The sequence below is a fragment of the Micromonospora sp. WMMC250 genome (genome assembly GCF_027460215.1).
In the GTDB taxonomy this organism is placed as follows: domain Bacteria; phylum Actinomycetota; class Actinomycetes; order Mycobacteriales; family Micromonosporaceae; genus Micromonospora; species Micromonospora taraxaci.
Window position 1 is genome coordinate 4,154,570 of the sequence record NZ_JAPZBJ010000002.1, and the last position, 25,948, is coordinate 4,180,517.

A 25,948-nucleotide genomic window follows, 5' to 3' on the forward strand; every position below is an offset into this window, starting at 1 on the left:
TCGTGGCCCCGCTCAGGCGCCGTAGCGGCGTTGCCTGGTGGCGTACGAGCGCAGCGCCCGCAGAAAGTCGATGTGCCGGAAATCGGGCCAGTTGAGTTCGCAGAAGTAGAACTCCGAGTGCGCGGACTGCCAGAGCATGAAACCGGACAGTCGCTGCTCACCGCTGGTGCGGATGACCAGGTCGGGGTCGGGCTGGCCACGGGTGTAGAGGTGCTCGGAGATGTGCTCGACGTCCAGCACCTCGGCCAACTCCTCCAGCGTGCCGCCGGAGGCGGCATGCTCCAGCAGCAGCGAGCGGACCGCGTCGGTGATCTCCCGGCGACCGCCGTACCCCACCGCGATGTTGACCTCCGCGCCGCCGCTGCGCTCGCGCGTGCGCTCCTCGGCGCCCTTGAGCGCCGCGGCGGTCTGCGCCGGCAGCAGGTCGAGCGCCCCGACGATGCGCAGCCGCCAGGGGTTGCCCTCCTCCGCAAGCTCCACCACCAGGTCCTCAATGATCTTGAGGAGGGGGTCCAGCTCACTGGCCGGACGGCGGAGGTTGTCGGTGGCCAGCAGATAGAGGGTGACGTGCCCGACGCCGGCCTGGTCGCACCAGCCGAGAACGTGCTTGATCTTCGCCGCGCCAACCCGGTGCCCGTCGTTGGGGTCGACGAAGCCCATCTCCCTCGCCCATCGGCGGTTGCCGTCGCACATCACCCCGACGTGGCGGGGCACCGGCTTACCGGCGAGCTTCGCCGTGAGCCGGCGCTCGTACACGGAGTAGATAAGGTTCCGCAGCGTCATCACCTTGCAGCGTAGCGACCCTTCCTCCACATCACTGCCTCGGAGCCCCACCCCGCCCGGCCAGACCGATGCCGATCATCGCCAGTGTGCGCGCGTTGAGACGCCCGTCACCCAGACCCAGCTCGACCACGTCGTAGAACACCCGGTCGTCCCGACGGGCAGCCCGGACCGCCCCGTCCACCACCCGCCGTCGCCGCGCCAACCAGGCGGCGAACGAGCTGTGCCGCAGGTGGGTGCCGAGGCGGCGACGCAGTCCGTGGGCGTAGTGGGCGGCGGCCTCCTCGGGTGCCCGGGCCGCCGCCGCGCCGGCGAGCGCACCGGAGAGCAGCGCGTAGAAGATGCCCTCCCCGGTGAACGGATTGATCAGCGACAGGGCGTCCCCGGCCAGCAGCGTGCGACCCCGACCCGGAGCCGGCCGATGGGTGGACAGGGGCAGATGGTGGGCACGCAACGCGGTCACCGTCGCCAGGTCGGTGCCGGGCAGCAGCGCGGCCAGGCGGTCCAGCAGGTAGGACCGGCTCAAGGGCTCACCGCGCAGCACCTCCCCGTACCCGACGTTGGCCCGTCCGTCACCGATGGGGAACGACCAGGCGTACGCCGGCCAGCGCGCCTGCGAGGTGACGATGAGCTGCTCGGACGGGCCGGGCAGAGCCGGGGCGTACCCCCGGATGGCCAGCGCGAGGTGCCGGTCGGGATTCTGTGGGTGGCCCAGGGCGCGCCGCACCACCGACCCGGCGCCGTCCGCGCCCACCACCACCCGTCCGGACAGCTCCCCGTCGAGCACCACCCGGTCGGCGCGCGGCTCGACCCGACGCACTGTGTGCCGGCGCAGCTCGGCCCCGGCCGCCACGGCAGCCGCCACGAGACGCGCGTCGAAGACCTCGCGCGGCACTGTGTACGCGGGTCGGGGCAGCGCCCGGGCCACGGCACCGCCACCCGGGGCGATCATGCGTAACGCGGGCAGCGGGGCGTAACCCGCCACCGCCTCGGTCACCCCCAGCTCGGCGAGCACGTCCACCGAATGCGCGGCGATCCCGTCCCCACAGGCCTTGTCCCGGGGGAAGTCGGCCCGGTCCAGCAGCAGCACGCTCGCACCCGCTCGGCGGGCGGTCAGCGCGGCGGCGGCCCCCGCCGGTCCGGCTCCCACCACCACCACGTCGAACTCGTCGCTCACCGCGCCTCCCTCCGTCCAACGCGGCGCGACCGTGCCGTTCCGACACCGCCTCGGCGATTCGCCTACGCCGCCCGCGCCAGCCGGTGTGTCCGACGCCCACCTGCCATCCTGCCCCCTTGCCGCTCACGTCGACCGATCCCGCGCGGCGCGACTTTCCGGCCTCCCGCCTCCGCGAACGCCGCCATCCGGAGCATCGACGGTCCTGATCACACCGGGCGGCCACCCAACTGGCAGGGGCCGACATACCTGTTGACGCGCCTGTCGAGCTGCCCCGTTCGTGGGGCAGTGGTCTGACCACCTGGGCCACGGTCGCACCGCGCGCACGCAGAAGGACTGACAAGGGCCGGCTGCCCCATCCGTGGGGCAGCTCTACAGGCGTCTGCGACTACCTCGTGGGGTGCCCGCAGACGAGGCAGACACTCGACACAACCCCGGGCTGCCGTGCTCAGGCCGGCACGACGTCCTTCGCACGGCCAGCCCGGCGTAGTCCGTAGAAGGCCAGCGCCGCCGCGGCGACCAGCGGGCCGCCGTCGCGGACCAGGCCGTCCACGCCCAGCAGCCACCAGCACAGCGGCAGGTCCACCGCGAGTACGGCGACCGTGACACCGACCAGCAGGCCACGGGCCCAGTCCTTGCCCCGCATCAGGAACGCGGTGCAGAACAGCACGGCGTAGCTGGCGGCGATGCCCGCCCCGAACCAGAACAGCACTGCTGGCACCGCGCTCAGCCGCCCGTCCAGGATGGACCCTCCGGCCACCAGGGCTGGCACCAGCATCAACGGGCTGTAGGTGAACGCCGCCACGCGGCTGGTCAACAGCCAGGCGTTGGCCTGTGGTCGGCGCGGAGGGGTCTCCCGCCAGGAGATGCCGGCCCGGTCGATGACGAGCCGGGGCCGGTGCCGGACCAGGTGCCCGGCCAGCGCCGACGAGCGGTAGAGCAGCCAGACCACAGCGGCGCAGAGCGCGGTGAGCGCGGCGAAACCGAGTAGGCCGGGCAGCGGCGGCACTCCCTGCCGGGGCACGATGAGTCGACCGACGGCGAAGATCGTGGTGACCGCCAGGATCAACCCGAACGGGCGGGCCACCGTGCGGCCCCGCCGGACGTGCCCGATCAGCAGCAGGAAACCGAACGAGCGCAGCATGGCCCAGCCGGTGCGTACGGCCAGCCCGAAGCCCTGCTCCGGGGCGTACCACCAGTTGAGCAGCTCGACCACGACGGTCGCCGCCGCCGTCGTCGCGAGCAGGATGGTGAGAACCCGGACGGCGGACGGCCGCCGGACCTGGGTCTCAGCGGCCGTCCTCATGGGATCCGATGATGCCCGCAGGGGGCGGTTTTCACACCTAGCGCTGCGGCTGGGCGGCGTCCAGGCGCGCCCGCAGCGCGTCCAGCTCCGCCCAGAGCACGCCGGGCAGCTTGTCGCCGAACTTCTCGAACCACTCGGTGATCATCGGCAGCTCGTCGCGCCACTCGTCCGGGTCGACCTTCAGAGCGATCCGGACGTCCTCCGGGGTCATGTCCAGACCCTCGACGTCCAGCGAGTCCGGCGCGGGGACCATGCCCACCGGGGTCTCGACCGCGTCGGCCGAGCCCTCGATCCGCTCGACGATCCACTTGAGCACCCGGGAGTTCTCCCCGAAGCCCGGCCAGAGGAACGAGCCGTCCGGGTCCTTACGGAACCAGTTGACGTAGTAGATCTTCGGCAGCTTCGCCTCGTCGCCGTCGGCGCCCTTGCCCATCTCGATCCAGTGCCGGAAGTAGTCCCCGGCGTGGTAGCCGATGAACGGCAGCATCGCCATCGGGTCGCGGCGGACCACGCCGACCGCGCCGGAGGCGGCCGCGGTGGTCTCCGAGGAGAGCGTGGCACCCATGTAGACGCCGTGCACCCAGTCGCGGGCCTCGGTCACCAGCGGGACGGTGTCCTTACGGCGACCACCGAAGAGGATGGCGTCGATCGGCACGCCGTTCGGGTCGAAGTACTCGTCGGCGAGGATCGGGCACTGGGTGATCGGGGTGCAGAACCGGCTGTTCGCGTGGGAGGAGAGGCTGTCGCTCTCCGGCGTCCAGTCGTTGCCCTTCCAGTCGATCAGGTGCGCCGGCGGCTCACCCATGCCCTCCCACCAGACGTCGCCGTCATCGGTGAGGCCGACGTTGGTGAAGACCGAGTTGCCCCGGTCCAGGGTGCGCATGGCGTTGGCGTTGGTCTTCCAGTCGGTGCCGGGCGCGACACCGAAGAGGCCGTACTCCGGGTTGACCGCGTACAGGCGACCATCCGGGCCGAACCGCATCCAGGCGATGTCGTCACCGATGGTCTCGACCTTCCACCCCGGAATGGTCGGCTCGACCATGGCCAGGTTGGTCTTGCCGCAGGCGGAGGGGAACGCGCCGGCGATGTGGTAGACCCGACCCTCCGGCGAGGTGATCTTGAGGATCAGCATGTGCTCGGCGAGCCAGCCCTCGTCCCGGCCCATCACGCTGGCGATCCGCAGGGAGTAGCACTTCTTGCCGAGCAGTGAGTTGCCGCCGTACCCCGACCCGTACGACCAGATCTCCCGGGTCTCCGGGAAGTGCGAGATGTACTTGGTCTCGTTGCACGGCCAGGCGACGTCCTGCTGACCGGGCGCGAGCGGCGCGCCGATCGAGTGCAGAGCGTGCACGAAGTCGGCGTCGTCACCCATCGCCTCGAGGACACGGGTGCCCATCCGCGTCATGATGCGCATCGAGGCGACCACGTACGCGCTGTCGGTGATCTCGACACCGAACATCGGGGACTCGGCCTCGACCGGTCCCATCACGAACGGAATGACGTACATGGTGCGACCGCGCATCGAGCCTCGGTACAGGTCCGTCATCGTCCGCTTCATCTCGGCCGGCGCCATCCAGTTGTTGGTGGGGCCGGCGTCCGCCTCGTCGACGGAGCAGATGTAGGTGCGTTCCTCGACCCGGGCGACGTCCGTCGGGTCGGTGCGCGCGTAGAACGAGTTGGGCTTCTTCTCCGGGTTGAGCCGGACCAGCGTGCCGGCCTCGACCAGCTCATCGGTGAGCCGGCGCCACTCCTCGTCGGACCCGTCCACCCAGACGACACGGTCGGGGGTGGTCAGTTCTGCGACCTCACGGACCCAGGCGAGCAGTTTCGGGTGGGACGTCGGGGCCTGATCGATACCCCGCACAACAGCCGGAGCAACCATGACACATCTCCTTGTGGTCGACGCTGACCGATCTATGGGATGCACGAGACTCAGCGGCGCGATGCGTCGCCTTCGTGGAAACCTGGGATTGGCCTCAGCGTAAACCGGACAGCCTTCCGAGTCAGTGGGACTGGTTGTGAAGAACTGCACAAGCTATGGCTACGCTGCCGCATCACGAGCTAATACCCGCTTTCCCGCGCAGTTTCACGCAAATCTTGTTGTGCACCCCCGGCGGACTCTTGTTGCGGTCGGGCCGTGGACATGCCCCGCCGACCGGTGCGTGGATTCCCGTTCCGGGCCGCGACAGTCCTCCCAATTGGTTACGCTGCGTTCAACAGTTCCGCACACGGCGCTGGCCTCCCGTGTGCGACCACACCCGCTCGCCGTTGCTACCCCGCTGACCGGTCCACAGCCGGTAGGCTCGGCCCGTGGCCGCCACGATGACCGGGGAGCAACCGGGTCCCCGGCAGACCCGACCGGGTCTGGTCGGCAGACTGCTGGACCGCTTCGGTCACCTCGTCCGCGAGATGAGCAAGTTCGCCACCGTGGGCGGCATCGCCTTCCTCATCGACTTCGCGCTCTTCAACTACCTGACGAGCAGTCGCGGCGTGGAAGAGTTGACGGCGAAGACGATCTCCACGGTGATCGCGGCCTCCGTCGCCTTCCTGGGCAACCGGTTCTGGACGTGGCGCCACCGTCAGCGCAACAATCCGGCGCGGGAGTACGCGCTGTTCTTCCTCTTCAACGCGGTCGGCCTCGGCATAGCGGTCGCCTGCCTCGCGATCAGTCGGTACGGCCTCGGCAGCGTCTGGCCGGCCGTGTTCGAGACGCGCCTGGCCGACAACGTGGCCAGCTACATCGTCGGCACCGGGCTCGGCACGCTGTTCCGATTCTGGTCCTACCGGCGGTTCGTCTTCGTCGAAGCGGGAACCCGGACCGTTCCGCAGGTCATGCCTGACCGTGACCACGGGGCGTGACCTGCCGCCCATCCTGTTCGGCCGGTGATCGCCGGCCGCCACGACTGCCCTAAGGTGTTTCGCATGCGTCTTGTCCGTCTGCTGCCTGAGCGCTGGCAGAAGTTCATCCACGAGGCGCTCAAGTTCGGCATCGTCGGCGGCATCAACACCGTCATCAATTACGCGGTGTTCAATGCCCTTGCACTGACCGTTTTCGTCAACGGTCAGTTGAAGGCAACAGTGATCGCGACCATCGTCGCCACGATCACGTCGTACCTCATGAATCGGCACTGGACGTACCGGGATCGCCCGAAATCAGCGCTGCAGCGCGAGTACGTCCTTTTCTTCCTATTCAATGGTGCTGGTCTGCTCATCGAACTCGGTGCGGTGGCCGCGGCGAAGTACGGCCTCGGCATTCACGGCCTGCTGGCACTGAACGTGGCCAAGACCGTCGGCGTCCTGCTCGCCACGCTGTTCCGGTTCTGGTCCTACCGGACCTTCGTCTTCCAGCCGGTCAGCGCCGTCGAGGACGACAAGAAGTCGGACTCCACCTGGCACGGCCTCCCCCGCGACGAGTGGGACACCATGGCCGAGATGGACCCGGTCGCCGAACTCGCCGAGTCCGTCTCCGAGCTGGAGGAGGCGGAGTCCGCCCACCGTGGCGACCCACCGCCCGGCGCTCCTCCGCAGGGGCGGTCCGCGCGGCTGAGCGTGAGCCCCGCCGCCGACCTGGACGCGGAACTCGCCGCAGAGCTGCACGTCGGCACCCGCCGCTCGCCCCGCCGGTGACGCCACCCGCCGCGCGCTCCGGCACCGGGCAACCCGCCGAGCTGTACTTCGAGGATCTCGTCCCCGGGCTCACCGTCGATCTCGGCGTGGTCACCGTGGACGGCGACGAGATGGTTGCCTTCGCCCGCCGATTCGACCCGCAGTGGTACCACGTCGACCCCGAGCTGGCCGGGGAGAGCCGGCACGGCGGCCTCATCGCGAGCGGCTTCTACACGGTCAGCCTGTTCATGCGCGCCTACGTCGACCATCTGCTGTCCCGGGCGGCCGCGGACGCCTCTCCCGGCCTGGAGGAGCTGCGCTGGCTCGCTCCCGTACGCGCCGGCGACCGGCTCGCCGTCCGGGTCGACGTGATGGGCGCCCGACCGTCCACCGCCCGGCCGGGGCTCGGCACCGTCAGCCTCACCGGCACCATGCTCCGCCTCGGCCCGGACGACCGGCCCGAGCAGGAGGTGCTGCGCACCCGGTTCCGTGGCTGGTTCGCCGCGCGACCGACCGAGGCCGACCCTCCCACCGCCGACCTGCCCGAAGCCGGCACACCCGCCGCCGACCTGCCCGAGGCCGGCGCCCGCGAGGCCGACCTGCCCGACGAGGGTCCGGCCGCGCCCGAGGTGCTCGCCGACCCGACGCCGGCGACCAGCGCGGACGGGCCGTCGGGCGCCCCGCCCAGGGCGGAACCACACGACTGACCCGCCCCGGCGTCGGCCAGGGCGGGTCACGGTAGTTCCGGCCGATCAGGTGGTGGTGTCGCGCAGCGGCTTACCCTCGCGCATGTCGGCCAGGATGTCGCGCATCTCCCCGTCGCCCAGCGAGTGCTTGTCGTGCTGCGCCTCGACCAACTCGTAGAGGGTGGTCTGCACCCGGCTGACCCCCGGCACGTCGGCCAGCACCGACTGGCCGCGCTCGCCGGCCGACTCGATGGTGAGCGTGCCGCAGCCCAGCAGACGCTCGAAGAAGTGCTGGTTCATCGAGTGGTCGTTGATCCGGGTGAGCGGGAGGTCCCGCCGGTCCCGGGAGAAGACACCCTGCTGCAACAGCACACGCTCGTTGGTGAACAGGTAGTGGGTGGTACGCCAGACCAGGAACGGCCACAGACCGAGCCACAGCACCGTTACCAGGGCGATCACGCCGATCACGGCCAGCGCGATCGAACCGCCGCTGCTCTCGGGCAGCAGGAGCACACCGATCACCACCGCGGCGATCGCCAGCACCAGCACCGCGATCGGCCGGACCAGTGCCTTCCAGTGCGGATGTAGGTGCAGCACGACATGCTCGTCCTTGGTGAGCACGTCTTCGGGAAACGCCACGGGAAACCTCCAACGCCATCTTCTCGACGCGCAGACGGTAAACCCCCCAGAGCCCACCACAACATCCGCCACGCGGCCCCACCCCACTCTTCACGATCTTGAAAGGTGGGTGCGCGTCGTGCGGTCGACGCCGGTCGTGCGATCAGCGCAGGTGGAGGACGTCACCCGCGGCCAGGGTGCGGGTGGTCGTGGCGGTGGTGACCTGGAGTTGACCGTCCCGGTCCACCCCGGTCGCGCTGCCGGTCAGCACCTCACCGTCGGGAAGCAGGACCCGCACCTCACGACCGACCGTCGAGCAGGCGGCCAGGTACGCCTCCCGCAGGCCGCTGGTCACCGCGTCGCCGCCCGCCGAGCGCCACCTGTCGTACCACTCGGCCACCGAACGCAGCAGCGCCCGCAGCAGCGGGTCCCGGTCGGTGGCCGCCGCGCCGGCCAACTGCAGCGACGTGGCCGGCAGCCCGGTCGGGTTCACCGGCAGCTCGTCCGCGCGCAGCGTCACGTTGAGCCCGATGCCGAGCACGATGGCCGCCGGTTCCTCCGGTGCGCGGCCGGGCACCACCTCGGCCAACACGCCCGCGCACTTCGCGTCGTCGATCAGTAGGTCGTTGGGCCACTTCAGGGAGGCCTCCAGCTCGGCCAACCGGGCCACCGCCTCCACCAGCGCCACGCCGGCCAGCAACGGCAGCCACCCGTACCCCGTGGATGGCACCGGTGGCCAACCGCGGTCCGGCACGGCCTCCCCGGGCCGCAGCAGCACGCTGGTGGTGATGCCGGCCCTCGCCGGCGACTGCCAGACCCGACCACGTCGGCCACGCCCGGCGGTCTGCTGCTCGGCGACCACGACCAGGCCCTCAGGCTCGCCGCCCCGCGCGGCGTCGGCCACGTCCGCGTTGGTGGACCCGGTCTCGGTGCGCAGCTCCAGGCGGGCCCACGGCCCGTTCGGCGCGACCAACGCGCGGCGCAGCCGGGCCGCCGACAGCGGCGGGCGATCCAGATTGGTGTACGGGGAGCCCGACATCCCGTCAGCCTACGGCGGTGGTCCCGTCGGCACTGAGGCGTACTGCACACCGGCACCCACCTGAACCATCGTTATATTCCCTGGGTGACTACCGAGACCGGGACCAACATCCACAGCACCGCGGGCAAGCTGGCGGACCTGGAGCGCCGGGTCGACGAGGCGGTGCACGCCGGGTCGGCCCGCGCTGTCGAGAAGCAGCACGCGCGCGGCAAGAGGACCGCCCGCGAGCGGATCGAGATGCTGCTCGACGAGGGCTCCTTCGTCGAACTGGACGAGCTGGCCCGGCACCGGTCCACGGCTTTCGGGCTGGAGAAGAACCGCCCGTACGGTGACGGTGTGGTCACCGGCTACGGCACGGTGGACGGCCGGCAGGTGTGCGTCTTCGCACAGGACTTCACGGTCTTCGGTGGCTCACTCGGCGAGGTCTTCGGCGAGAAGATCGTCAAGGTGATGGACCTGGCCATGAAGATCGGTTGCCCGGTCGTCGGCATCAACGACTCCGGCGGCGCACGCATCCAGGAGGGCGTGGTCTCGCTCGGCCTCTACGGGGAGATCTTCTTCCGCAACGTACGCGCCTCCGGTGTCATCCCACAGATCTCGCTGGTGATGGGGCCCTGCGCCGGCGGCGCGGTCTACTCCCCCGCGGTCACCGACTTCACGGTGATGGTCGACCAGACCTCGCACATGTTCATCACCGGCCCGGACGTCATCAAGACGGTGACCGGCGAAGACGTCGGCATGGAGGAGCTGGGCGGAGCCCGTACGCACAACTCCCGCAGCGGCAACGCGCACTACCTCGCCAGCGACGAGGAGGACGCTGTCGACTACGTGAAGGCGCTGCTGTCGTACCTGCCGTCGAACAACCTCGACGAGCCGGTGGTGGTCGAGGCGCCGGCGGATCTGGAGGTCACCGACGAGGACCGCGAGCTGGACACCCTGATCCCGGACTCCGCCAACCAGCCGTACGACATCCGCACGGTGATCGAGCACGTCCTCGACGACGGGGACTTCCTCGAGGTCCAACCGCTCTACGCGCAGAACATCGTGGTCGGCTACGGCCGGGTCGAGGGACGGCCGGTGGGCGTGGTCGCCAACCAGCCGATGCACTTCGCCGGCACCCTGGACATCGCCGCCTCGGAGAAGGCCGCCCGGTTCGTCCGCACCTGCGACGCGTTCAACATCCCGGTGCTGACCTTCGTGGACGTGCCCGGCTTCCTCCCCGGCACCGGGCAGGAGTGGGACGGCATCATCCGCCGAGGCGCCAAGCTCATCTACGCGTACGCCGAGGCGACGGTCCCCAAGGTCACCGTGATCACCCGCAAGGCCTACGGCGGGGCGTACGACGTGATGGGGTCCAAGCACCTCGGCGCGGACCTCAACTTCGCGTGGCCCACCGCCCAGATCGCCGTGATGGGCGCGCAGGGCGCCGTGAACATCCTCTACCGCTCCGAGCTGGCCGGTGCCGACGACCCGGCCGCGGTCCGGGCCGAGAAGATCGCCGAGTACGAGGACACCCTGGCCAACCCGTACGTGGCCGCCGAACGCGGGTACGTCGACGCGGTGATCCCGCCGCACGAGACGCGGACCCAGATCGTGCGGGCACTGCGCGTCCTGCGCACCAAGCGGGAGACCCTGCCCCCGAAGAAGCACGGCAACATCCCGCTCTGAGCGACGCCGACCCCGGTGCGCGCCGGGTCCGCGCCTGGTGTGCGCCTGGTGTGCGCGACATCGGGGATATTGCTGCTTCCGGGCCTCGTGAGGCACCAACATCCCCGATATTGTGCGGATCATCGCCACCCGGGTGGGTCCTCGCCGCGCGGCGAGGTCAGCAGGGTGGGTTGGCGGCGGCGCACATCCGGGCCGCCGCCACCACGGCGAGCTGCATGAGCTCCGCCTCGGTGCTCTCGTAGCCGAGGCGGAGCACCGAGACGGTGTCGCCGACCCGGACGACCGCCAGCAGGATCGGTGACGGATCGTCGGCGAGCGGCTGCCCGGTCTGCACGTCCCGGGGAGCGGTGAGCGAGTCCCGCAGGATGGCAGCGTCGTCCCCCGCGAAGCCCCGCTGCGCCACCGACCACCGGTGCAGTGCCTCTGCCGTGCGGGTGCCTCCTGCCGTCAGTATCGGCCCCACGCTGAGCCATTCGGCACAGGGAGCGACAAGGTCGTCCAGACTGGCGAAGACCTGGGTGGCCGCCTCCGGCGTCAGCCGGAAGAGATCCTGCATGACCAGTACCCGCCGGTCCTCCTGGACACCCGGCGGGTGCTCCCGCAGCAGTGTCTGCGAGCGGGACCAACGCGAGATCTGCCAGCCCTCCGGTAATGCCTGACTGGTCCGGCAGTAACCGAGCATGTCCTCCAACCGGACCGGCTCCCCCAGCCCCGATTCGCCGAGCTGCACGCCGACCGGTTGCGCCAGGTCGGCCGGCTGCAACAGTGCGTCGGCGGTGATCTCACCGCGGGTCGGTGCGGCGGCTGGCGCGCTCGTCGACGGAGACTGCCGTGGCGCGACGACCGCCACGCCGGCAACCCCGGCGAGGGCCAGTACGGCGGTGGCCGCCACTATCCTGCGCTGGCTGCGGCGGCGGGCCCGGGCACGGATCTCCTCCGGACCGGGCCACCGCACGTCCTGAAGGTCCCGCCGGATCTGTTCGACAAACCTCAGGTCGTCACGCATCGGTGGCCTCCTCCAGGTCAGAGACGGCGAGCAGCCCGGCGAGCGCGGCACGCCCCCGGGAGAGTCGGGCCTTGACAGTGCCCACCGGGGCTTCGGTCTCCCGGGCCACCTCGGCGACCGGCATACCCATCAGGTAGTAGAGGGCGATGGCGACGCGTTGCTCCTCGGGCAGCCGACGCAGGGCGGCGACCACCTCGACGGTGTCGGTGCCCGGGCCGGGGACGCTCTCGGTGGCGCCGTGCCGCAGGTACGCGCGGGCACGGCTGCGCAGGCTGCGCCACCTGCTGACGGCGATCCGGCTGGCCACCACCCGCACCCACGCCTCCGGGTCGTCGTAGCCGCTGACCGTGGACCAGCGCTGCCACGCCCGGATGTACGCCTCCTGCACGGCGTCCTGCGCCTCGCCCCGGTCGCCGGTGATCGCGTAGACGAACCCGAGCAGCCGTTGCCGGCTCCCCAGGTAGAACTCGTCGAACCCGTCGACGTCCGGCACCCGCTACCTCCCCGTGTCGGTCGCAGGGAACACGCGCCGGACAGGGCCGTCGGTTGCCCCGATCAGGCGACCATCTTCTCCAGCTCGGCGAGCGGGAACGCACCGGCCGCGACCTGCTCCCGGACCGCCCGGCGTACCGCCCGCTGGACGGCGACGTTGGCCGGCGTCGGTACGCCGTGCAGCCGGCCGAGCAGCGCGACCTCACCGTTGAGGTGGTCGACCTCGGTCGAGCCGGTGCCCCGGGCCAGACTCTGCCAGGTGGAGCCACCGGAACGGGCCTCGCCGTCGACCGGGCGCTGCCCGACCAGGTCACCGCGCTCAGCCTTCTCCTCCTCCGGTGTGGTGTGCGCGATCCCGGCGGCGGCGAACGCGGCGACGCCTTCGGCGCGTACCCGCTCGGCCAACCCGTCCGGGATGTCCCCGCCGAGCAACGCCTGCAGACCGTTGCCGAGATTGCTGAGCAGCTTGCCGTACTTCCAGCGCATGACGTCCGCGCGCACCGGGGCGACGAAGCCGGCGGCGTCCAGGTCGGCGGCGATCACCCGGTCGGTGTCGTCGGCACCGCTGGGGTAGCGACCGATGTGGAGCATCCCCGGGTGTGGGTAGCCGTTGGCCACCACCACGCCCGGGTCCAGGTGGGTGGCGGGCAGCCAGACGCAGACCGGGTGCACGTCGGCGAAGAGGCGCAGCGCGGCCCGCTCGTTCGCCACGCCGTTCTGGGCGGTCACCAACGGCAGCCGCTCACCGGCCGTACCACCACCCGCCACCGGTGCGTCCACCCAGGCGGCCAGCGCGCCGGCCGTGTCCTGCGACTTGACGGTGAGGACAAGCACCGTGTCCGCCGGCAGCGGCTCGTCGCCGGGCCCGTCCGTCGCGGCGAGCCGGGCGGTGACCTCGCCGTCGGGCTGCCGCAGCGTCAGACCCCGTTCCCGGATCACGTCGAGGTGCGCCCCACGGGCCACCAGGGTCACTTCCCGGCCGGCCTCGGCCAACCGCACGCCGATCGTTCCCCCGACCGCACCCGCCCCGATGATCACGTATCGCATGCCCTCATTCTGCCCGCCCCCTCGCCCTCACCCCGTCGATCATGGAGTTATGGTGCCCGTTTTGAGGTGTGTAGCGGCTTTTATTACCCACCACAACTCCTTGATCGACCGCACGGGGGCGGGGGCGGGGCGGGGCGGGGTCAGATCGTCAGGCCGGCGTCGGTGAGGATCGGGCCGGCCAGCAGGAGCGCGCCGGCGACCAGGGCCGCCAGGTTGATCAGGGCGAAGACCGTCACCCAGAAGATCGCCGGGAACGGGGTCAGCCCGGCGAGCTGATCGGCGTCGGAGGCGGGCATCCGGCCCCGCGAACGCAGCCGTTGCAGCTCCACCACCGGCCGCACCCCACCGAGCAACAGGAACCACACCCCGGTGTACGCGAACGCGGCCTGGACCTGCGGCGTCGCGTACCAGGAGACGGCGAACACCAGCGCGCCGGTGACCAGCAGCGACACCACGCCGAAGGCGTTGCGGATCATGACGAGCATGGCCAGCAGCAGCGCCACCGCCACCCAGAGCAGGAGGGTGATCCGGTTGCCGCCGAGCAGCCAGGCACCGGCCAGCCCTACCAACGGCGGGGCGACGTACCCGGCGAGCAGGGTGAGGATCATGCCCGGCCCGGTGGGACGACCGGCGGAGAGCGTCAGCCCGGACGTGTCCGAGTGCAGTCGGATCCCGCGCAGCTTACGGCCGGTGAGCAGTGCGACCAGGGCGTGCCCGCCCTCGTGCGCGATGGTGATGGCGTTCCGGGCGATCCGCCAGGGCAGACGCGTGGACACCACCACCAGTGCGACGGCCGCGGTGATCAGCACCAGCAGCGCGGGCGGGTCCGGCTGAGCACCGAACAGCGCGTCCCACTTCTCGCCCAGCCCGTCGATCGACATCATGGGGCGCGAGCCTACCGGCGGCGTTCCGTGTCGCTCCGGAGGCACCGGCTCGTATCCTGTGAGACTGATCGGGTGGCGACTGAAGCGGGAGGTGAGCGCCGATGAGTGCGGAACCCCTGGGACATCACGTCGGGCTCTGGACCGAGGCCGACTACTTCGCCCTGGCTGAAACCCCGGACCGGATCGAGCTGCTCGACGGGAGCCTGATCGTGAGCCCGGCCCCGAGCAAGCGGCACCAGTTGGTGTCGTGGGAACTCGTCTACAGTCTGCGCCGAGCGGTGACGTCACAGCCCCTCCTTGTCTTCGAGGCGGTCAACGTTCGGCTCGGGCCGGACCGGATCGTCATTCCTGACGTGGTTGTCGCGGATACCGACGACGAGGGCACGGCGGTGGAGGCCGCCGAGGTGGTGCTGGTCTGCGAGATCGTCTCGCCGGGCAACGCAGCGGCCGACCGGCTCGTCAAGATGCAGCTCTACGCCATCGCGCGAATTCCCTGGTACCTGCTTGTCGAGCAGGACGGGGACGGGCACTCGTTGCGGTTGTACCGGCTCGACGGTGAGCACTACGTCGAGGATCAGATCGCCAAGGCCGGCGAGACGTTGACAGTTGTCGAGCCGTTCCGTTGGCAGCTCGACCCGGCCACGCTGCACTGATCCTGTCAACTCCGGACACCGGCCCTTCGCGTCCCGTCGATGAAGCTTTCTTCAGTCACACTTGCGATCTTGGGCACTAACCTCCAAAGATGGTTGTCGATAGAGCGATCCTCTTGGAGGCACTCATGGCCCGTACCCCGTCATCGCTGCGCCGCGCGCTCGCGGCCGGCCTCACCGTCCTCGCCACCGCGGCGGCGGCCCTGGTCGCGACCGCCGGACCGGCGGCCGCGGCCACCACACCCGGCGTCGACGTGTCCCGCTACCAGGGCACCATCAACTGGACCAGCGTCCGCAACGCCGGCGTCCAGTTCGCCTTCATCAAGGCGACCGAGGGCACCAGCTACAAGGACCCGAACTTCAACGCGAACTACGTCAACGCGTACAACGCCGGGGTGATCCGCGGGGCGTACCACTTCGCCCGGCCGAACATCTCCGCCGGCTCCACCCAGGCCAACTACCTGGCCTCCAACGGTGGCGCCTGGTCGGCGGACAGCCGCACCCTGCCGGCGGCACTCGACATCGAGGGCAACCCGTACAGCGGCGGCTACTGCTACGGCCTCAGCACGACAGGCATGCGCAACTGGATCCAGGACTTCCTCAACACCTACCGCTCCCGCACCGGTCGGTACGCGGTCATCTACACCACCACGAGCTGGTGGAACCAGTGCACCGGCAGCTGGACCGGGCCGTGGGCGAACCACCCGCTCTGGCTGGCCCGCTGGGCGAGCGCGCCGGGCGCCCTGCCGGCCGGTGCGTCGGTGTGGAGCTTCTGGCAGTACACCAGCACCGGCGCTGTCTCCGGGATCAGCGGCAACGTGGACCGCAACTACTGGAACGGCGACCGGAGCCGCCTGATCGCCCTGGCGAACAACACCTGACAGTGCCGTTGGCGGCAGCGGGATCGACGGTCACCTCACGGTCGACAATCGGTCCGGCTGCCGCCACACAATCCGTTCAGGTTCAGGCTCGACGCCGGCTCAGGGCCGGCACCACAGCTTCCTCGCGGGCCAGAGCGCCCCTGCGGGACAGCCGCCAGGCAGCCACTCCCGAGCCGGCAACGATCACGACACTGAGCAGTGCGATGAGCACCGGAACCCCCACGGCGACCAGCAGCAGGATCGCGTCGCCGAGCGCGACGAGCATCCACAGTGCCATCCGAGGCCGGGTGTCCCTCCGTCGGTAACCCATGTCGTGCCTCCCTCCGTCGTCGAAGGTCAATTACCCAGGACGACGGAAGGTCATGCGAATGAGTTTCAGTCCTGACGGTCGGGCACGAAGCCCTTGGCGATCCGGTCGAAGTTCGGCAGGTTGGCCTGCCAGTCCTTCTCGGCGATCTCCCACCGCAGGGCGTACCCCCGGTTGCTGGCCGTCACGAAGCCCCGGTTACGGACGTGGATCCGTTGCCCGTCCCGGGTCTCCAACCACTCCCAGTCGCCGCAGGTCTTCCAGAAGTCGCACCGCTTGATGCCGAGGTTCTGGTAGTTGCTGACGAGCCGCTTGCGGTTCGGCTCCTGCTCCTGCCAGTCCGCTACCGCGTCCTTCTTCGGGCTGGGGGTCCACTGCACAAGCAGCTTTCCCGGACCGTTGGACTGGTTGAAGACGACTGTGTTGCTGTTGACCTGGCTACGCACCCAGCCATCAGGGATCGGCAGGGCGAAACCGGTCGGGTCCTTGTGCAGCTTCCAGCCCGCCGGTAGCGCGTTCGGGTCCGCGGAGGGCGTGGCCGAGGCCGACGGAGTGGGCGCAGTCGACGTGGGCGGTGGTGGCGCGGCAGCGGACGTCGGCGCAGCTCCCGAGGTCGCGGCGGCCCCCGTCGGGTTGGCCTGCGGCGTCTTGTCGTCGTCCTTCGTGAGCATCGGCACGACCACCACGAGGCCGATCACCAGCAGCGCGACCAGAGCCCCGACCAGCAGGTTGCGGCGGGTGTTGTTCGGCTTGGTGCCGTCCGACAGCGGCACCGCCGCGCGACCGGAAGGACCCACCGGAGGCATCAGCGCCGTCGGCGTCGACGGCTTGCGCTGCACCGGCGCCACCGGCGGGCCGTCGACGACAGTCGGCTCGTCGTCGTCGGTGGTCGTCGTACCGTCGCCGGTCGTGGCGCTCGCCGTCGTGACCTTCGCGGTCGGGTCGGCGTCGGCCGGGGCCGGTCGGTCGATCGTGGCGGTCGGCTCCGATGCCGCCGGGTCGGCGTCCACACCGGACGACACCACGGCCGTCGGTGTGGCGTCAGCCGTCGGCGTAGCGGCCTCGACCGGTGCCGCGTCGGCGGCCGGGGTCACGGCGGCGACAGACGCGGCGGCCGGCGGCGGCGACACCGGACGGTCGACCTTCTCGGCCGGTCGCGGCGCGGGCACCAACGGTGGGCGCGGCTCACGCGGACCGTTCGGCCCCGGCCGGCGTACGCCATCGAGCAGCGAAATCCCACGCGACCGCTTGCCCCCGGCGCGGCGCAGCAACCGCTCCGCCACCTCGGCGGTGATCCGCTCGTTCGGGTCCTTGCGCAGCAGCCCGTTGAGCACGGCCTTGAGCGGGCCGGCGTTCTTCGGCGGCGGGATCGGCTCGGTGGCCAACGCGGCCAGCGTGCCGATCGCCGACGGCCGGGCGTACGGCGACTTGCCCTCGACCGCCGCGTACAGCGTCGCGCCCAGCGACCACAGGTCGGCCTCCGGCCCGGCGGTGCCGTCGCGTGCGCGCTCCGGGGAGATGTACGCGGGTGAACCGAGCACCATGCCGGTGCGGGTCACGTTCGGGTCGCCCGGGATCGTGGCGAGGCCGAAATCGGTCAACACCACCCGGCCGTCCTCGCCGAGCAACACATTGCCCGGCTTGACGTCCCGGTGCATGACGCCGGCCTTGTGCGCGGCGCTGAGCGCACCCAGCACACCGAGGCCGATCTCCACGGTGCGGGCCACCGACACCGGGCCGTCTTCGGCGAGCGTGTCCTGCAACGACTTCGACGCCACGTACTCCATGACGATCCACGGATCGCCGTCGGTGCGCAGCACGTCGAAGATGCGGACGACGTTGGCGTGGTTGAGCCGGGCGATGGCCCGGGCCTCCCGCAACGAGCGTTCCCGCATCTCGCGGCGTTCCTCGTCGGTGAGACCAGGCGGCGGCACCAACTCCTTGATGGCGACGTCCCGGTGCAGCACCTCGTCGCGCGCCTTCCACACCCGGCCCATGCCACCCTGGCCGAGCGGCGACAGGAGCCGGTATCGGTCAGCGACAAGTTGGGGAAGCGCGTTCGACATCGCTGAGACGGTACCCGGACCCGCCGACGCTCACACCGCCGGCACGCCACTGTCCGCTTCCCGCAACTTCGCGCCGCGTACCCTGGCGGCATGTCTGCCGAAGAGCCGCTGATCCGGGTCGTCCGCGGTGTCCCCACCGCCGAGGAGTTGGCCGCTCTCGTCGGGGCGCTCGTCGTCCGCTCCCGTCCGGCCGTGGCCCCCGCCCCGAAGACCGCGTCCGCCTGGGCGCGCAGCGGGCGACCCGCCAGCCCTGGCGGGTGGCGGGCCGCCGGCCTGCCCCGCTGACCCGACCTACCCCGGCGGGGGCTGCCAGGGGCACGCGGAGCCGTTACCCTCACTCAGGGAAGTGGTGCCGTCACACGTAGGGAGGATCCGTGATCCCTGAGGAGGGCCGGCCAGCGCCCTGGTTGCGCGGATACGGCGGCATCGAGGCCGATATCAGCCAGCTCCGCGACTTCGCCGACCGGCTCGCCGCGGAAGTCGAGAGCAACTACGCGCCCCACCTGCCGTACATCGCCGAGGACATGTCCGCGCAACTGCCCAACCCGTGTGACGCCTTCGTCGAGCTGGTCACGTTCCTGCACGCGCACCACGAAACGCAGCAGGCAACCGCCGACATGGTGTACGCCGTCCGGGGCGCCACCGGCCACCTCGCCGCCGCCGCCGATCGAGTCGCCACCCACTACGCCGACAGCGACGCCTTCACCGCCGCCCGGGTGGTCGACGTCCGACGTGCCCTCGCCGACCCAAGCGCCCTGCTACCCGGCGGGCCGACGCCGATGCTGACCGACCCCACCAGGCCCGAGACCGAAGGGCCGGTGATCCTGCCGTGATCGAACGAGGCACCGGCCGCACCTCCGGCCTCACCGAATGGCAGCTGATGGACGTCAACAGCATGTGGGCCTGCCTACAGGACCACGACACCGCCAACCACTGGAAGCAGGTCGCCGGCTGGCGCAAGGTCTGCGACCTGGCACAGACCCACCTCGGCCGCCTCCACGAATACCGGCGCGGGCTCGCCGCCGCCTGGCCACCCGAAACCAGCGCCGCCTCCAGCACGTACCTCGCCGAACTCGACGAACTCATCGACAAGGTCCAGCGCACCCACGACGCCGCCGCCACGAACTACACCGCGCTGTCCGCCGCCACCCAGGCCATCAGCACCACCCGCGCCGCGCTCCGCAAAATCCACGAGGTGTACGCGGCCAAGCTCCAACAAAAGCAGGCGTACGACTCGATGGCCGCCGACCCGAAAGCGGTGATGGGCAACCGGGTGACGACGCCGCCGGTCGCGGATGGGGAACTGGAACAGCTGAACGTTCAGGCAAGAAGCATGATGTTCGGCCTCAGCGGCGAACTCCAACAAGCCCAAGCAACACTCCAGAAGCCACCGCCGCCCCCACCGCGGGTAGGTCATCAGCCGAACGACGCTGACATTTATGGCAGTACAGCGCAGACCCCAGTCATTCCGCCTGTCGTTCCCGTACCTATTAGGCCCGCCTCAGCAACGACGGGGGCTCGGAATGCAGCGTCTTCGCAGTCTATGCGTGTGCAGGTTCCCAACGGGGTGGGGCCAGTGCTGGGTGGAACGGGTTCCGCTTTAATGCCTGGCACGACGAACCCAAGTTTGTCAGGGTCAGGATTACCTCCGGCAGGACCGCCATCTGCCACTGCTTCCGGCCTGCCAGCCGGGCCCCCAATCGGACATGTCGGAGGCTTGCCGCCTCGGCAATCCGCAAGTGCCGGACCGCCAGCCAGTACCGAAAACCCCGCGCAGCGCCAAACACCACCGGCCTCCACTCGCCCCATGGCACCAGGAGGCCTCATCGGGGGCACGCCAAGCATGGGCCTCGGCCAACCTGGCCCAACTCAGAGTGCACCCCGTCGGGTCAACCCAATTGGAGGGGTAATCGGTGGCGGTGGGGCAGGCACAGCACCGAGCGGAGGGGCGGGTTCTCGGCCTGGATCGGGGCGTGGCCTATCAGCGACGCAAGGCATGGCCCCAATGGGCGGAGCGCCCGGGTCGGCTCTCCCCCCAGGCCTCCAGTCGACTTCGGTTCGCCCGAGCGACCGACGAAGGGACGGCATCCAACCTTCCCGTTGGGATCCCGACCATCCATGGGAAACCGATACGGGAGTAGCGCCGGTGGTCCGCCCGCCCGACGACGGCGGGCCTGTCGACCCAGGCCCCGCCATCGGCTTCAGTAGATGATTCATGCCACAGTTAAGGCCACGATAGGCCTGCTGTTATTTCAAATTCCGAACACTGGCGTTACTCCAGAGAATCCACCGATTACTAGACACACCGCAGCGACACCTCCTGCGGCCGAAAGAATTCGTGAAGATCAGTGGCACCTCGAATTCTTAAAGGTCCTCCAAGCGCATTCAGTCAGCGAGGGCGATGGGGTCGTTGTTGCCGTGCCCGACACCGGCGTAGACCCTCACCCCGACCTCCGAAATAACTTGTTGACGGGAGTCGATACAGTCGCTGGCGGCTCGGGGGACGGCCAGGAGGACTCGAACAGTCACGGCACGAGTATGGCAGGATTGATCGCAGCCCACGGCCAGTCTGGCAACCTAGGAGCGCTCGGCATTGCTCCGCAATCGAAAATAATCCCCATAATGGCGTCCACCTCGGAGAATATGGGGGAAGCCGACGATCTCGCTGCGGCCATTGAATACGCCATATCAAAGCGGGCCCAAATCATCAGCATTTCCTCTGGAGGAGCATCAACGCCACGTCTCGCGCGGGCAGTAGACGCCGCCATAGCCGCAGATATTATTATTGTCGCAGCAGCAGGGAACTCTCCCTACGAGCCTGTTTCCTATCCCGCCAGCGAAGAGGGCGTGATCGCGGTTGGTGGTGTCGATCGTGCTGGACAACACGCTGCCATCTCGGTCACCGGGCCGGAAATCGACGTCGTCGCTCCCGCAGTGGACATCTACAGCACTAGCTACGGCGGAAAGTACTCGAAGGGCACCGGTACATCGAGTGCGACGGCGATTGTGGCCGGGGCGGCGGCTTTGATCCGGTCTAAGTACCCCTACCTGCCGGCGCGCGAGGTCGCGCACCGGCTCACGGCCACCGCCATCGACAAGGGCCCGCCTGGGCGTGACGACGAGTACGGCTATGGCGTGATCGATCTCGTGGCGGCGCTGACGGCAGACGTACCGCCGCTGGGTTTTGAATCGGTGAGCGCTCCGGCCGACGCTGACCCTTCGACGGCGGCCGGCGAACGGCAGGGTGATGGCGACAGCGGCGCTACGGCACGTGGCCTGGCCACCCTGGGTGTGATTCTGGCCGCCGGGGTCGGATGGGTGGTGGTGGCACGGCGTCGTCGCCGTGGTGATGATCCGCCGCCCAGGATCAGCCGCTGACCAGCGCGAGCGAGCTTGATCGCCTCGGGTTTCGCGAAATCGGGGTGTCAGACGGCATCGGATACCGCGTTTTCCGGGCAGGGCGAGCGTCGCTGAGGGGGAGGCCGGGCTGATCGACTCCATATCCCCGATGTGGCGGTGTCGGTCAGGGGTGGATGGGCCGTTATCGGCGATGTGGAGTGGATCATGAGCGGGCATTGCGACGCTCGGGATCAGTGGCGCACACCGTGACTGGGTTGCCGGTAACGTCGGGTTCGTGTCTGACTCTCTGCCGCTCCGCCTTGTGCTCGCATCGGCGAGCCCTGCCCGTCGTAAGCTCCTGCAGGCCGCCGGCATTGAGCCGGATGTTCTGGTCAGCGGGGTGGACGAATCTCTGGTGATGGCCGACCGGGCCGAAGAGTTGTGCCTGGAGTTGGCGCGACTCAAGGCCCAGGCGGTGTTGACCCGGTTGAGCCCGGCCGCTGATCAGCGGACGCTGGTGGTCGGCTGCGACTCGGTGTTGGCCTTCGACGGGGAGATTCTCGGTAAGCCGGCGGACCCGGCGGACGCGACACGGCGGTGGCAGCGGATGCGGGGGCGCAGTGGGGTTCTGCACAGTGGGCACTGCCTGATCGACGTCGTCGCCGGGCGGCGAGCGGAGGCGGTGGCCTCGACGACTGTCCACTTCGCGGACATCAGTGACGACGAGATCGCCACGTACGTGGCCAGTGGCGAGCCGCTGGCCGTGGCCGGCGCGTTCACGATCGACGGGCTGGGCGGGCCGTTCGTGGAGCGGATCGAGGGTGACCCTGGCACGGTCGTCGGGTTGTCGATGCCGCTGCTGCGCCGCCTTCTCGCCGAGCTTGACCTGCGGATCACCGACCTGTGGACGAAGGTCGCGCCGGGCGGCCAAACCGTAGAGCCACTCGGTAACGTCCGCTCATGACCACCAAGTCGATCCCGCTCACCGACGAGCTGCACGCCTATCTTGTCGCGCACGGCTCCCCGCCGGACGAGATCATCCGGGACCTGGCCGAGGAGACCCGGTCGGTGTTGCCGGAGCACGCCACGATGCAGGTGGCGCCGGAGCAGGCGGCCTTCCTGACCTTCCTCACCCGGCTTCTCGACGCGCGGCAGGCTGTCGAGGTCGGCACGTTCACCGGGCTCTCGTCGCTGGCGATCGCCCGCGGTCTGCCCGAGGGTGGGCGGTTGACCTGCTTCGACATCTCCGAGGAGTTCACCGGCATCGCCCGGCGCTACTGGGATCGGGCCGGCGTGCAGGACCGGATCGACCTGCGGATCGGCCCGGCCGGAGACCGGCTCCGGGAGTTGCCGCAGGAACGCTATCTCGATTTCGCGTTCATCGACGCGGACAAGACGGGCTACCCGATCTACTGGGCGGAGTTGGTGCCCCGGATGCGTCCGGGTGGGGTGATCGCGGTCGACAACGTGCTGCGCGGCGGCAGGGTCATCGCGCCGAGGGACGTCAGCGACCGGGCGATCGCCGCGTTCAACGACGAGGTGCTCGCCGACGTGCGGGTGGACCCGGTGATGTTGCCGATCGCCGACGGTCTGACCCTCGCCCGGGTGCGCTGAGCGGCTGATCCACTCGGGTTTCTGGAAGTCGCGGCATCCCGCGCGGCAGGACACCCCGACTTCCAGAAAACCGAGTCGATCAAGCCAGCGCCAGCGCCAGCGCGCGGGCCAGGGCCGCACCACGACCGCGGCCAAGGCGATCAAGCCAGGCCACGGCCAGGATCAAGACCAGGACCAGGCGTCAGCGGACGCTGCGGGCGAACTGTCGTGCGGCCCAGACGACGCCCAGCACGGCGAGCACCGCGGTGATGCTCAGGCCCTGCCAGACCTTGTCGCTGCCCAGGTCGCCGGCGAACAGCGCGCGGGTGCCGTCGACCGCCCAGGAGAACGGGTTCCAGTCGGCGATGCCCTGCAACCAGCCGGGGGCGAACGTCAGTGGCAGCAGGATGCCGGACAGCAGCAGCACGGGCTGCGCCACGGTGTTCATCAGCGGGGCCAGCGCGTCCTCGCTCTTGACCTTGAGTGCCACGCCGTAGGAGACGGCCGAGGTCATGAGGGCGATGAGCGCGAGCATCAGGTACGCCAGCAGGAGGTCACCGAGGAACACCCGCAGGTCGAACAGGAGCGCCAGCAGGGTGATGATGACGGCCTGCACGAGGAGCGACACCACGTCGCGCAGTGAGCGGCCGAGCAGCAGGGCGAGCCGGCTGATCGGGGTGACCCGCGAGCGTTCGATGACCCCGGCTCGCAGTTCGGCGATGAGGCCGAACCCCTGGAAGAGGCCGCCGAAGATGGCCAGCAGCACCAGCAGACCGGGTACGAAGATCTTGTAGGCGGCCGCCTGGGTGGGTGCGTTCAGGGCCGGCTTGAGCAGCGGGGCGAAGAGCAGCAGGTACATCACCGGCTGGAACACGCCGACGAAGACCCAGACCGGGTTGCGCAGCAGCAGTTGGGTCTGCCGCTGGAAGATCAGCCACGTGTCACGGGCGAATTTCATGAGTGGTCTCCGAGTGGTCAGGACTCGCGCAGCGAGCGATGAACGAACGGTCAGGACTCGCGCAGCGAGCGGCCGGTCTTGGTGAGGAAGACGTCGTCCAGGCTGGGCCGGTGCAGCTCGATCGAGCGCAGCTCCAGGCCCGCGTGGTCGAGTCGACGCAGCACCTGCGGGATGGCGGTGGCGCCCTCGTCGACGTAGAGGCGCAGGCCGCCCTCGTCGACGGTCTCCAGCTTGTTGACGAACGGCTCGCCGTCGAGGGCCTTGGCGGCCTGCGGGGTGGCGGTCAGGTCGAGGCCGACCAGCACCACGTCGCCGGAGATCTCCCGCTTCAGCTCGGCGGGGGTGCCCTCGGCCACGACCTCGCCGTTGTCCATGATCGCGATCCGGTCGCAGAGCGCGTCTGCTTCGTCCAGGTAGTGCGTGGTGATGAAGACGGTCATGCCGTCGCTGCGCAGTCGGCGGATCTCGTCCCACATGTGGGCGCGGCTCTGGGGGTCGAGGCCGGTGGTCGGCTCGTCCAGGAAGACGATCTTCGGCTCGTGGATGATGCCGAGTGCGATCTCGACCCGTCGGCGTTGACCGCCGGAGTAGGTCTTGCACGTGCGGTCGGCGTACTCGGTGAGTTGGAAGGCGTCCAGCGCGCGGACGGCGCGGCGCTGCGCGTCGGCCTTGCCGATGCCGTACATGCGGGCGTGCAGCACCAGCTCCTCGCGCGCGGTGGACTCGTCCCAGGTGCTGCCGCCCTGTGGGACGTAGCCGATGCGGCGGCGCACCTCGGCCGGGTCCTTGCGGAGGTCGGCGCCGGCGATGGTGGCTTCGCCGCCGTCCGGCTCGATCAGCGTGGCGAGCATCCGCAGCGTGGTGGTCTTGCCGGCGCCGTTCGGGCCGAGGAAGCCGAAGATCTCGCCCTCGGCGACCTCGAGGTTGACACCCCGCACGGCGTCCACGGTCTTCGTCTCTCGACCCGCGCGGGAGCGGAACGACTTCCGCAGCCCCCTGGTCTCGATCATCTCTGCTCCTGATCGTTCGGGCCGGTCGAGCCGGCCGTCGATTGGGACGACGCCGGACGGCGCACTCCCCCGCTGTGCCGTCAGCAGGCTAACGCGATATAACGTTTCTAGTCAACGTTGATTATTTCGCGTCGGGCGCGGGCCGCTCCTCACCGTCCCGCCACCCCGGCCAACCATCCGCGTTCTCCAGCTCAGCAGGCAGGTACGACACACCCGACTCGACACGTTCCGCGATTCGCTCGCACCACCCGACCTCCGCCTCCGCCCGGGCGGACCACAGCTCGACCATCCAACTGACGTGCACCGGCTTGGCGTTGCGGACCCAGTCCGACTCGAGCGAGGCACGCATCGAGGCGACGTTGGCGCGGAGCAGGTTGGCGCGGTTGCGCAGGGCCGCCGCCGCCTCCGAACGGGGCATCGCCGGCAGGAAGGAGAACGCCGCCGTGAACGGGTCGGGCGGCTCGCTCAGGTTCCACCAGAGGTTGCGCAGCAACGTCTCGAACTCGTCCTCCCCCTTGGCGGTCACCTCGTAGGTGGTCCGGGCCGGACGAGCACCGACCTGCTCGGTCGCGACGGCGTTGAGCAGCCCCTCCTCGGTGAGTTTGCGCAGCGCGTGGTAGATCGATCCGGGCTGCACGTTGGCCCACTTGTCGGCGCTCCAGCTCAGCAGCTCACGGCGTACGTCGTAGCCGTGCACGGGCTGCATCCACCGCACCAGACCGAGGATCATCATTCGAGTCGCAGACACCCAACAAGCGTAATAGCCAAGTTTGACTAAGTGAGGGTGGCGCAGTGCCACATCCCACACTGAGCGATCGTTAGGGCCGCCTGGGTGGCC

Annotated in this window: 27 protein-coding genes and 1 pseudogene; 12 read left to right on the forward strand and 16 right to left on the reverse strand. The window is 69.8% G+C overall.

What is annotated here, in order from left to right; translation table 11 throughout:
• Positions 1 to 12: 12 nt before the first annotated feature.
• From O3438_RS18500 to O3438_RS18515, 4 genes are all read right to left on the reverse strand, one after another.
• On the reverse strand, positions 13 to 783 hold the full coding sequence (locus O3438_RS18500) for an isoprenyl transferase (RefSeq protein WP_088986344.1): 771 nt from the start codon (positions 781 to 783) through the stop codon (positions 13 to 15).
• A 31-nt stretch (positions 784 to 814) separates the two neighbouring features.
• Positions 815 to 1,957: a geranylgeranyl reductase family protein gene (locus tag O3438_RS18505; protein ID WP_269681139.1), complete on the reverse strand. Its 1,143-nt coding sequence runs from the start codon at positions 1,955 to 1,957 to the stop codon at positions 815 to 817.
• A 445-nt stretch (positions 1,958 to 2,402) separates the two neighbouring features.
• The gene (locus O3438_RS18510; RefSeq protein WP_269681140.1) at positions 2,403 to 3,260 is read right to left on the reverse strand and encodes a hypothetical protein; all 858 of its coding nucleotides are present in this window, start codon (positions 3,258 to 3,260) and stop codon (positions 2,403 to 2,405) included.
• Between the two features lie 37 nt (positions 3,261 to 3,297).
• Entirely contained in the window at positions 3,298 to 5,142 is a 1,845-nt protein-coding gene (locus O3438_RS18515) for a phosphoenolpyruvate carboxykinase (GTP) (protein ID WP_269681141.1), read from the reverse strand.
• 136 nt (positions 5,143 to 5,278) lie between these two features.
• On the opposite strand from O3438_RS18515, the pseudogene O3438_RS34335 reads away from it, so the two are divergent.
• The 4 genes and pseudogenes from O3438_RS34335 to O3438_RS18530 form a co-directional block, all read left to right on the forward strand.
• A pseudogene (locus O3438_RS34335) lies at positions 5,279 to 5,374 on the forward strand (GtrA family protein); the annotation flags it as partial.
• Positions 5,375 to 5,582: 208 nt separating this feature from the next.
• Complete coding sequence (locus O3438_RS34340; protein WP_442929730.1) at positions 5,583 to 6,119, forward strand: GtrA family protein; 537 nt, start codon at positions 5,583 to 5,585, stop codon at positions 6,117 to 6,119.
• A 63-nt stretch (positions 6,120 to 6,182) separates the two neighbouring features.
• Entirely contained in the window at positions 6,183 to 6,887 is a 705-nt protein-coding gene (locus O3438_RS18525) for a GtrA family protein (RefSeq protein WP_269681143.1), read from the forward strand.
• Positions 6,884 to 7,573 (forward strand): MaoC/PaaZ C-terminal domain-containing protein, encoded by a 690-nt coding sequence (locus O3438_RS18530; RefSeq protein ID WP_269681144.1) that lies wholly within the window; start codon positions 6,884 to 6,886, stop codon positions 7,571 to 7,573. Before O3438_RS18525 ends, O3438_RS18530 begins: the two co-directional genes overlap by 4 nt.
• 45 nt (positions 7,574 to 7,618) lie before the next feature.
• On the opposite strand, the gene O3438_RS18535 is transcribed toward O3438_RS18530, so the two are convergent.
• Both O3438_RS18535 and O3438_RS18540 read right to left on the reverse strand, forming a co-directional pair.
• Positions 7,619 to 8,191, reverse strand: coding sequence for a PH domain-containing protein (locus O3438_RS18535; protein ID WP_269681145.1), 573 nt, complete (start codon positions 8,189 to 8,191; stop codon positions 7,619 to 7,621).
• Between the two features lie 142 nt (positions 8,192 to 8,333).
• Entirely contained in the window at positions 8,334 to 9,209 is an 876-nt protein-coding gene (locus O3438_RS18540) for a biotin--[acetyl-CoA-carboxylase] ligase (protein WP_269681146.1), read from the reverse strand.
• A gap of 84 nt (positions 9,210 to 9,293) precedes the next feature.
• Between O3438_RS18540 and O3438_RS18545 the strand changes: the two genes are divergently transcribed.
• Complete coding sequence (locus O3438_RS18545) at positions 9,294 to 10,877, forward strand: acyl-CoA carboxylase subunit beta (RefSeq protein WP_269681147.1); 1,584 nt, start codon at positions 9,294 to 9,296, stop codon at positions 10,875 to 10,877.
• Positions 10,878 to 11,034: 157 nt separating this feature from the next.
• On the opposite strand, the gene O3438_RS18550 is transcribed toward O3438_RS18545, so the two are convergent.
• The 4 genes from O3438_RS18550 to O3438_RS18565 all read right to left on the reverse strand — a co-directional run bounded on the left by O3438_RS18550 (position 11,035) and on the right by O3438_RS18565 (position 14,306).
• Positions 11,035 to 11,883 carry a hypothetical protein gene (locus O3438_RS18550; RefSeq protein WP_269681148.1) on the reverse strand — a complete coding sequence of 283 codons (849 nt, stop codon included), beginning with the start codon at positions 11,881 to 11,883 and terminating at the stop codon, positions 11,035 to 11,037.
• The gene (locus O3438_RS18555) at positions 11,876 to 12,376 is read right to left on the reverse strand and encodes a SigE family RNA polymerase sigma factor (protein ID WP_269681149.1); all 501 of its coding nucleotides are present in this window, start codon (positions 12,374 to 12,376) and stop codon (positions 11,876 to 11,878) included. Before O3438_RS18555 ends, O3438_RS18550 begins: the two co-directional genes overlap by 8 nt.
• Before the next feature lie 62 nt (positions 12,377 to 12,438).
• Complete coding sequence (locus tag O3438_RS18560) at positions 12,439 to 13,422, reverse strand: ketopantoate reductase family protein (RefSeq protein ID WP_269681150.1); 984 nt, start codon at positions 13,420 to 13,422, stop codon at positions 12,439 to 12,441.
• Between the two features lie 140 nt (positions 13,423 to 13,562).
• Positions 13,563 to 14,306, reverse strand: a complete 744-nt coding sequence (locus O3438_RS18565; protein WP_269681151.1) for a M50 family metallopeptidase — start codon at positions 14,304 to 14,306, stop codon at positions 13,563 to 13,565.
• Positions 14,307 to 14,407: 101 nt separating this feature from the next.
• Here O3438_RS18565 and O3438_RS18570 point away from each other — a divergent pair, with 101 nt between their 5' ends.
• Together O3438_RS18570 and O3438_RS18575 are read left to right on the forward strand one after the other, a co-directional pair.
• Positions 14,408 to 14,959, forward strand: coding sequence for a Uma2 family endonuclease (locus O3438_RS18570; protein ID WP_269681152.1), 552 nt, complete (start codon positions 14,408 to 14,410; stop codon positions 14,957 to 14,959).
• A gap of 125 nt (positions 14,960 to 15,084) precedes the next feature.
• The gene (locus tag O3438_RS18575) at positions 15,085 to 15,837 is read left to right on the forward strand and encodes a GH25 family lysozyme (protein ID WP_269683678.1); all 753 of its coding nucleotides are present in this window, start codon (positions 15,085 to 15,087) and stop codon (positions 15,835 to 15,837) included.
• Positions 15,838 to 15,919: 82 nt separating this feature from the next.
• Here the strand turns inward: O3438_RS18575 and O3438_RS18580 are convergent, their stop codons facing one another.
• On the reverse strand, positions 15,920 to 16,147 hold the full coding sequence (locus O3438_RS18580) for a hypothetical protein (protein ID WP_145786294.1): 228 nt from the start codon (positions 16,145 to 16,147) through the stop codon (positions 15,920 to 15,922).
• Between the two features lie 65 nt (positions 16,148 to 16,212).
• On the reverse strand, positions 16,213 to 18,210 hold the full coding sequence (locus O3438_RS18585; RefSeq protein ID WP_269681153.1) for a serine/threonine-protein kinase: 1,998 nt from the start codon (positions 18,208 to 18,210) through the stop codon (positions 16,213 to 16,215).
• Between the two features lie 90 nt (positions 18,211 to 18,300).
• Between O3438_RS18585 and O3438_RS18590 the strand changes: the two genes are divergently transcribed.
• Positions 18,301 to 18,495, forward strand: a complete 195-nt coding sequence (locus tag O3438_RS18590) for an acyl-CoA carboxylase subunit epsilon (protein WP_269681154.1) — start codon at positions 18,301 to 18,303, stop codon at positions 18,493 to 18,495.
• Between the two features lie 89 nt (positions 18,496 to 18,584).
• Positions 18,585 to 19,043: a hypothetical protein gene (locus O3438_RS18595; RefSeq protein ID WP_269681155.1), complete on the forward strand. Its 459-nt coding sequence runs from the start codon at positions 18,585 to 18,587 to the stop codon at positions 19,041 to 19,043.
• A gap of 74 nt (positions 19,044 to 19,117) precedes the next feature.
• Here O3438_RS18595 and O3438_RS34190 read toward each other — a convergent pair whose 3' ends face one another.
• Complete coding sequence (locus O3438_RS34190; RefSeq protein ID WP_332367462.1) at positions 19,118 to 19,582, reverse strand: hypothetical protein; 465 nt, start codon at positions 19,580 to 19,582, stop codon at positions 19,118 to 19,120.
• Between the two features lie 920 nt (positions 19,583 to 20,502).
• On the opposite strand from O3438_RS34190, the gene O3438_RS18605 reads away from it, so the two are divergent.
• The 3 genes from O3438_RS18605 to O3438_RS18615 all read left to right on the forward strand — a co-directional run bounded on the left by O3438_RS18605 (position 20,503) and on the right by O3438_RS18615 (position 23,163).
• A complete protein-coding gene (locus O3438_RS18605; RefSeq protein WP_442929731.1) occupies positions 20,503 to 21,588 on the forward strand; it encodes a S8 family serine peptidase in 1,086 nt (361 codons plus the stop codon).
• Positions 21,589 to 21,844: 256 nt separating this feature from the next.
• The gene (locus tag O3438_RS18610; protein WP_269681157.1) at positions 21,845 to 22,513 is read left to right on the forward strand and encodes a Maf family protein; all 669 of its coding nucleotides are present in this window, start codon (positions 21,845 to 21,847) and stop codon (positions 22,511 to 22,513) included.
• Entirely contained in the window at positions 22,510 to 23,163 is a 654-nt protein-coding gene (locus O3438_RS18615) for an O-methyltransferase (protein ID WP_269681158.1), read from the forward strand. Before O3438_RS18610 ends, O3438_RS18615 begins: the two co-directional genes overlap by 4 nt.
• A 181-nt stretch (positions 23,164 to 23,344) precedes the next feature.
• Here the strand turns inward: O3438_RS18615 and O3438_RS18620 are convergent, their stop codons facing one another.
• The 3 genes from O3438_RS18620 to O3438_RS18630 all read right to left on the reverse strand — a co-directional run bounded on the left by O3438_RS18620 (position 23,345) and on the right by O3438_RS18630 (position 25,843).
• Positions 23,345 to 24,100, reverse strand: coding sequence for an ABC transporter permease (locus tag O3438_RS18620; RefSeq protein WP_088986366.1), 756 nt, complete (start codon positions 24,098 to 24,100; stop codon positions 23,345 to 23,347).
• A 50-nt stretch (positions 24,101 to 24,150) separates the two neighbouring features.
• The gene (locus O3438_RS18625) at positions 24,151 to 25,110 is read right to left on the reverse strand and encodes an ATP-binding cassette domain-containing protein (protein ID WP_269681159.1); all 960 of its coding nucleotides are present in this window, start codon (positions 25,108 to 25,110) and stop codon (positions 24,151 to 24,153) included.
• Positions 25,111 to 25,231: 121 nt separating this feature from the next.
• Entirely contained in the window at positions 25,232 to 25,843 is a 612-nt protein-coding gene (locus O3438_RS18630) for a PadR family transcriptional regulator (protein WP_269683680.1), read from the reverse strand.
• Between the last annotated feature and the right edge of the window lie 105 nt (positions 25,844 to 25,948).

Bases quoted from the DNA above. Each gene is read 5' to 3' on its own strand.
- O3438_RS18625 (WP_269681159.1), bottom strand. From the start codon at position 25,110: ATGATCGAGACCAGGGGGCTGCGGAAGTCGTTCCGCTCCCGCGCGGGT.
- O3438_RS34340 (WP_442929730.1), top strand. From the start codon at position 5,583: ATGACCGGGGAGCAACCGGGTCCCCGGCAGACCCGACCGGGTCTGGTC.
- O3438_RS18620 (WP_088986366.1), bottom strand. From the start codon at position 24,100: ATGAAATTCGCCCGTGACACGTGGCTGATCTTCCAGCGGCAGACCCAA.
- O3438_RS18560 (WP_269681150.1), bottom strand. From the start codon at position 13,422: ATGCGATACGTGATCATCGGGGCGGGTGCGGTCGGGGGAACGATCGGC.
- O3438_RS18550 (WP_269681148.1), bottom strand. From the start codon at position 11,883: ATGCGTGACGACCTGAGGTTTGTCGAACAGATCCGGCGGGACCTTCAG.
- O3438_RS18525 (WP_269681143.1), top strand. From the start codon at position 6,183: ATGCGTCTTGTCCGTCTGCTGCCTGAGCGCTGGCAGAAGTTCATCCAC.
- O3438_RS18575 (WP_269683678.1), top strand. From the start codon at position 15,085: ATGGCCCGTACCCCGTCATCGCTGCGCCGCGCGCTCGCGGCCGGCCTC.
- O3438_RS18565 (WP_269681151.1), bottom strand. From the start codon at position 14,306: ATGATGTCGATCGACGGGCTGGGCGAGAAGTGGGACGCGCTGTTCGGT.
- O3438_RS18570 (WP_269681152.1), top strand. From the start codon at position 14,408: ATGAGTGCGGAACCCCTGGGACATCACGTCGGGCTCTGGACCGAGGCC.
- O3438_RS18580 (WP_145786294.1), bottom strand. From the start codon at position 16,147: ATGGGTTACCGACGGAGGGACACCCGGCCTCGGATGGCACTGTGGATG.
- O3438_RS18585 (WP_269681153.1), bottom strand. From the start codon at position 18,210: ATGTCGAACGCGCTTCCCCAACTTGTCGCTGACCGATACCGGCTCCTG.
- O3438_RS18615 (WP_269681158.1), top strand. From the start codon at position 22,510: ATGACCACCAAGTCGATCCCGCTCACCGACGAGCTGCACGCCTATCTT.
- O3438_RS18540 (WP_269681146.1), bottom strand. From the start codon at position 9,209: ATGTCGGGCTCCCCGTACACCAATCTGGATCGCCCGCCGCTGTCGGCG.
- O3438_RS18500 (WP_088986344.1), bottom strand. From the start codon at position 783: ATGACGCTGCGGAACCTTATCTACTCCGTGTACGAGCGCCGGCTCACG.
- O3438_RS18590 (WP_269681154.1), top strand. From the start codon at position 18,301: ATGTCTGCCGAAGAGCCGCTGATCCGGGTCGTCCGCGGTGTCCCCACC.
- O3438_RS18510 (WP_269681140.1), bottom strand. From the start codon at position 3,260: ATGAGGACGGCCGCTGAGACCCAGGTCCGGCGGCCGTCCGCCGTCCGG.
- O3438_RS18515 (WP_269681141.1), bottom strand. From the start codon at position 5,142: ATGGTTGCTCCGGCTGTTGTGCGGGGTATCGATCAGGCCCCGACGTCC.
- O3438_RS18630 (WP_269683680.1), bottom strand. From the start codon at position 25,843: ATGATGATCCTCGGTCTGGTGCGGTGGATGCAGCCCGTGCACGGCTAC.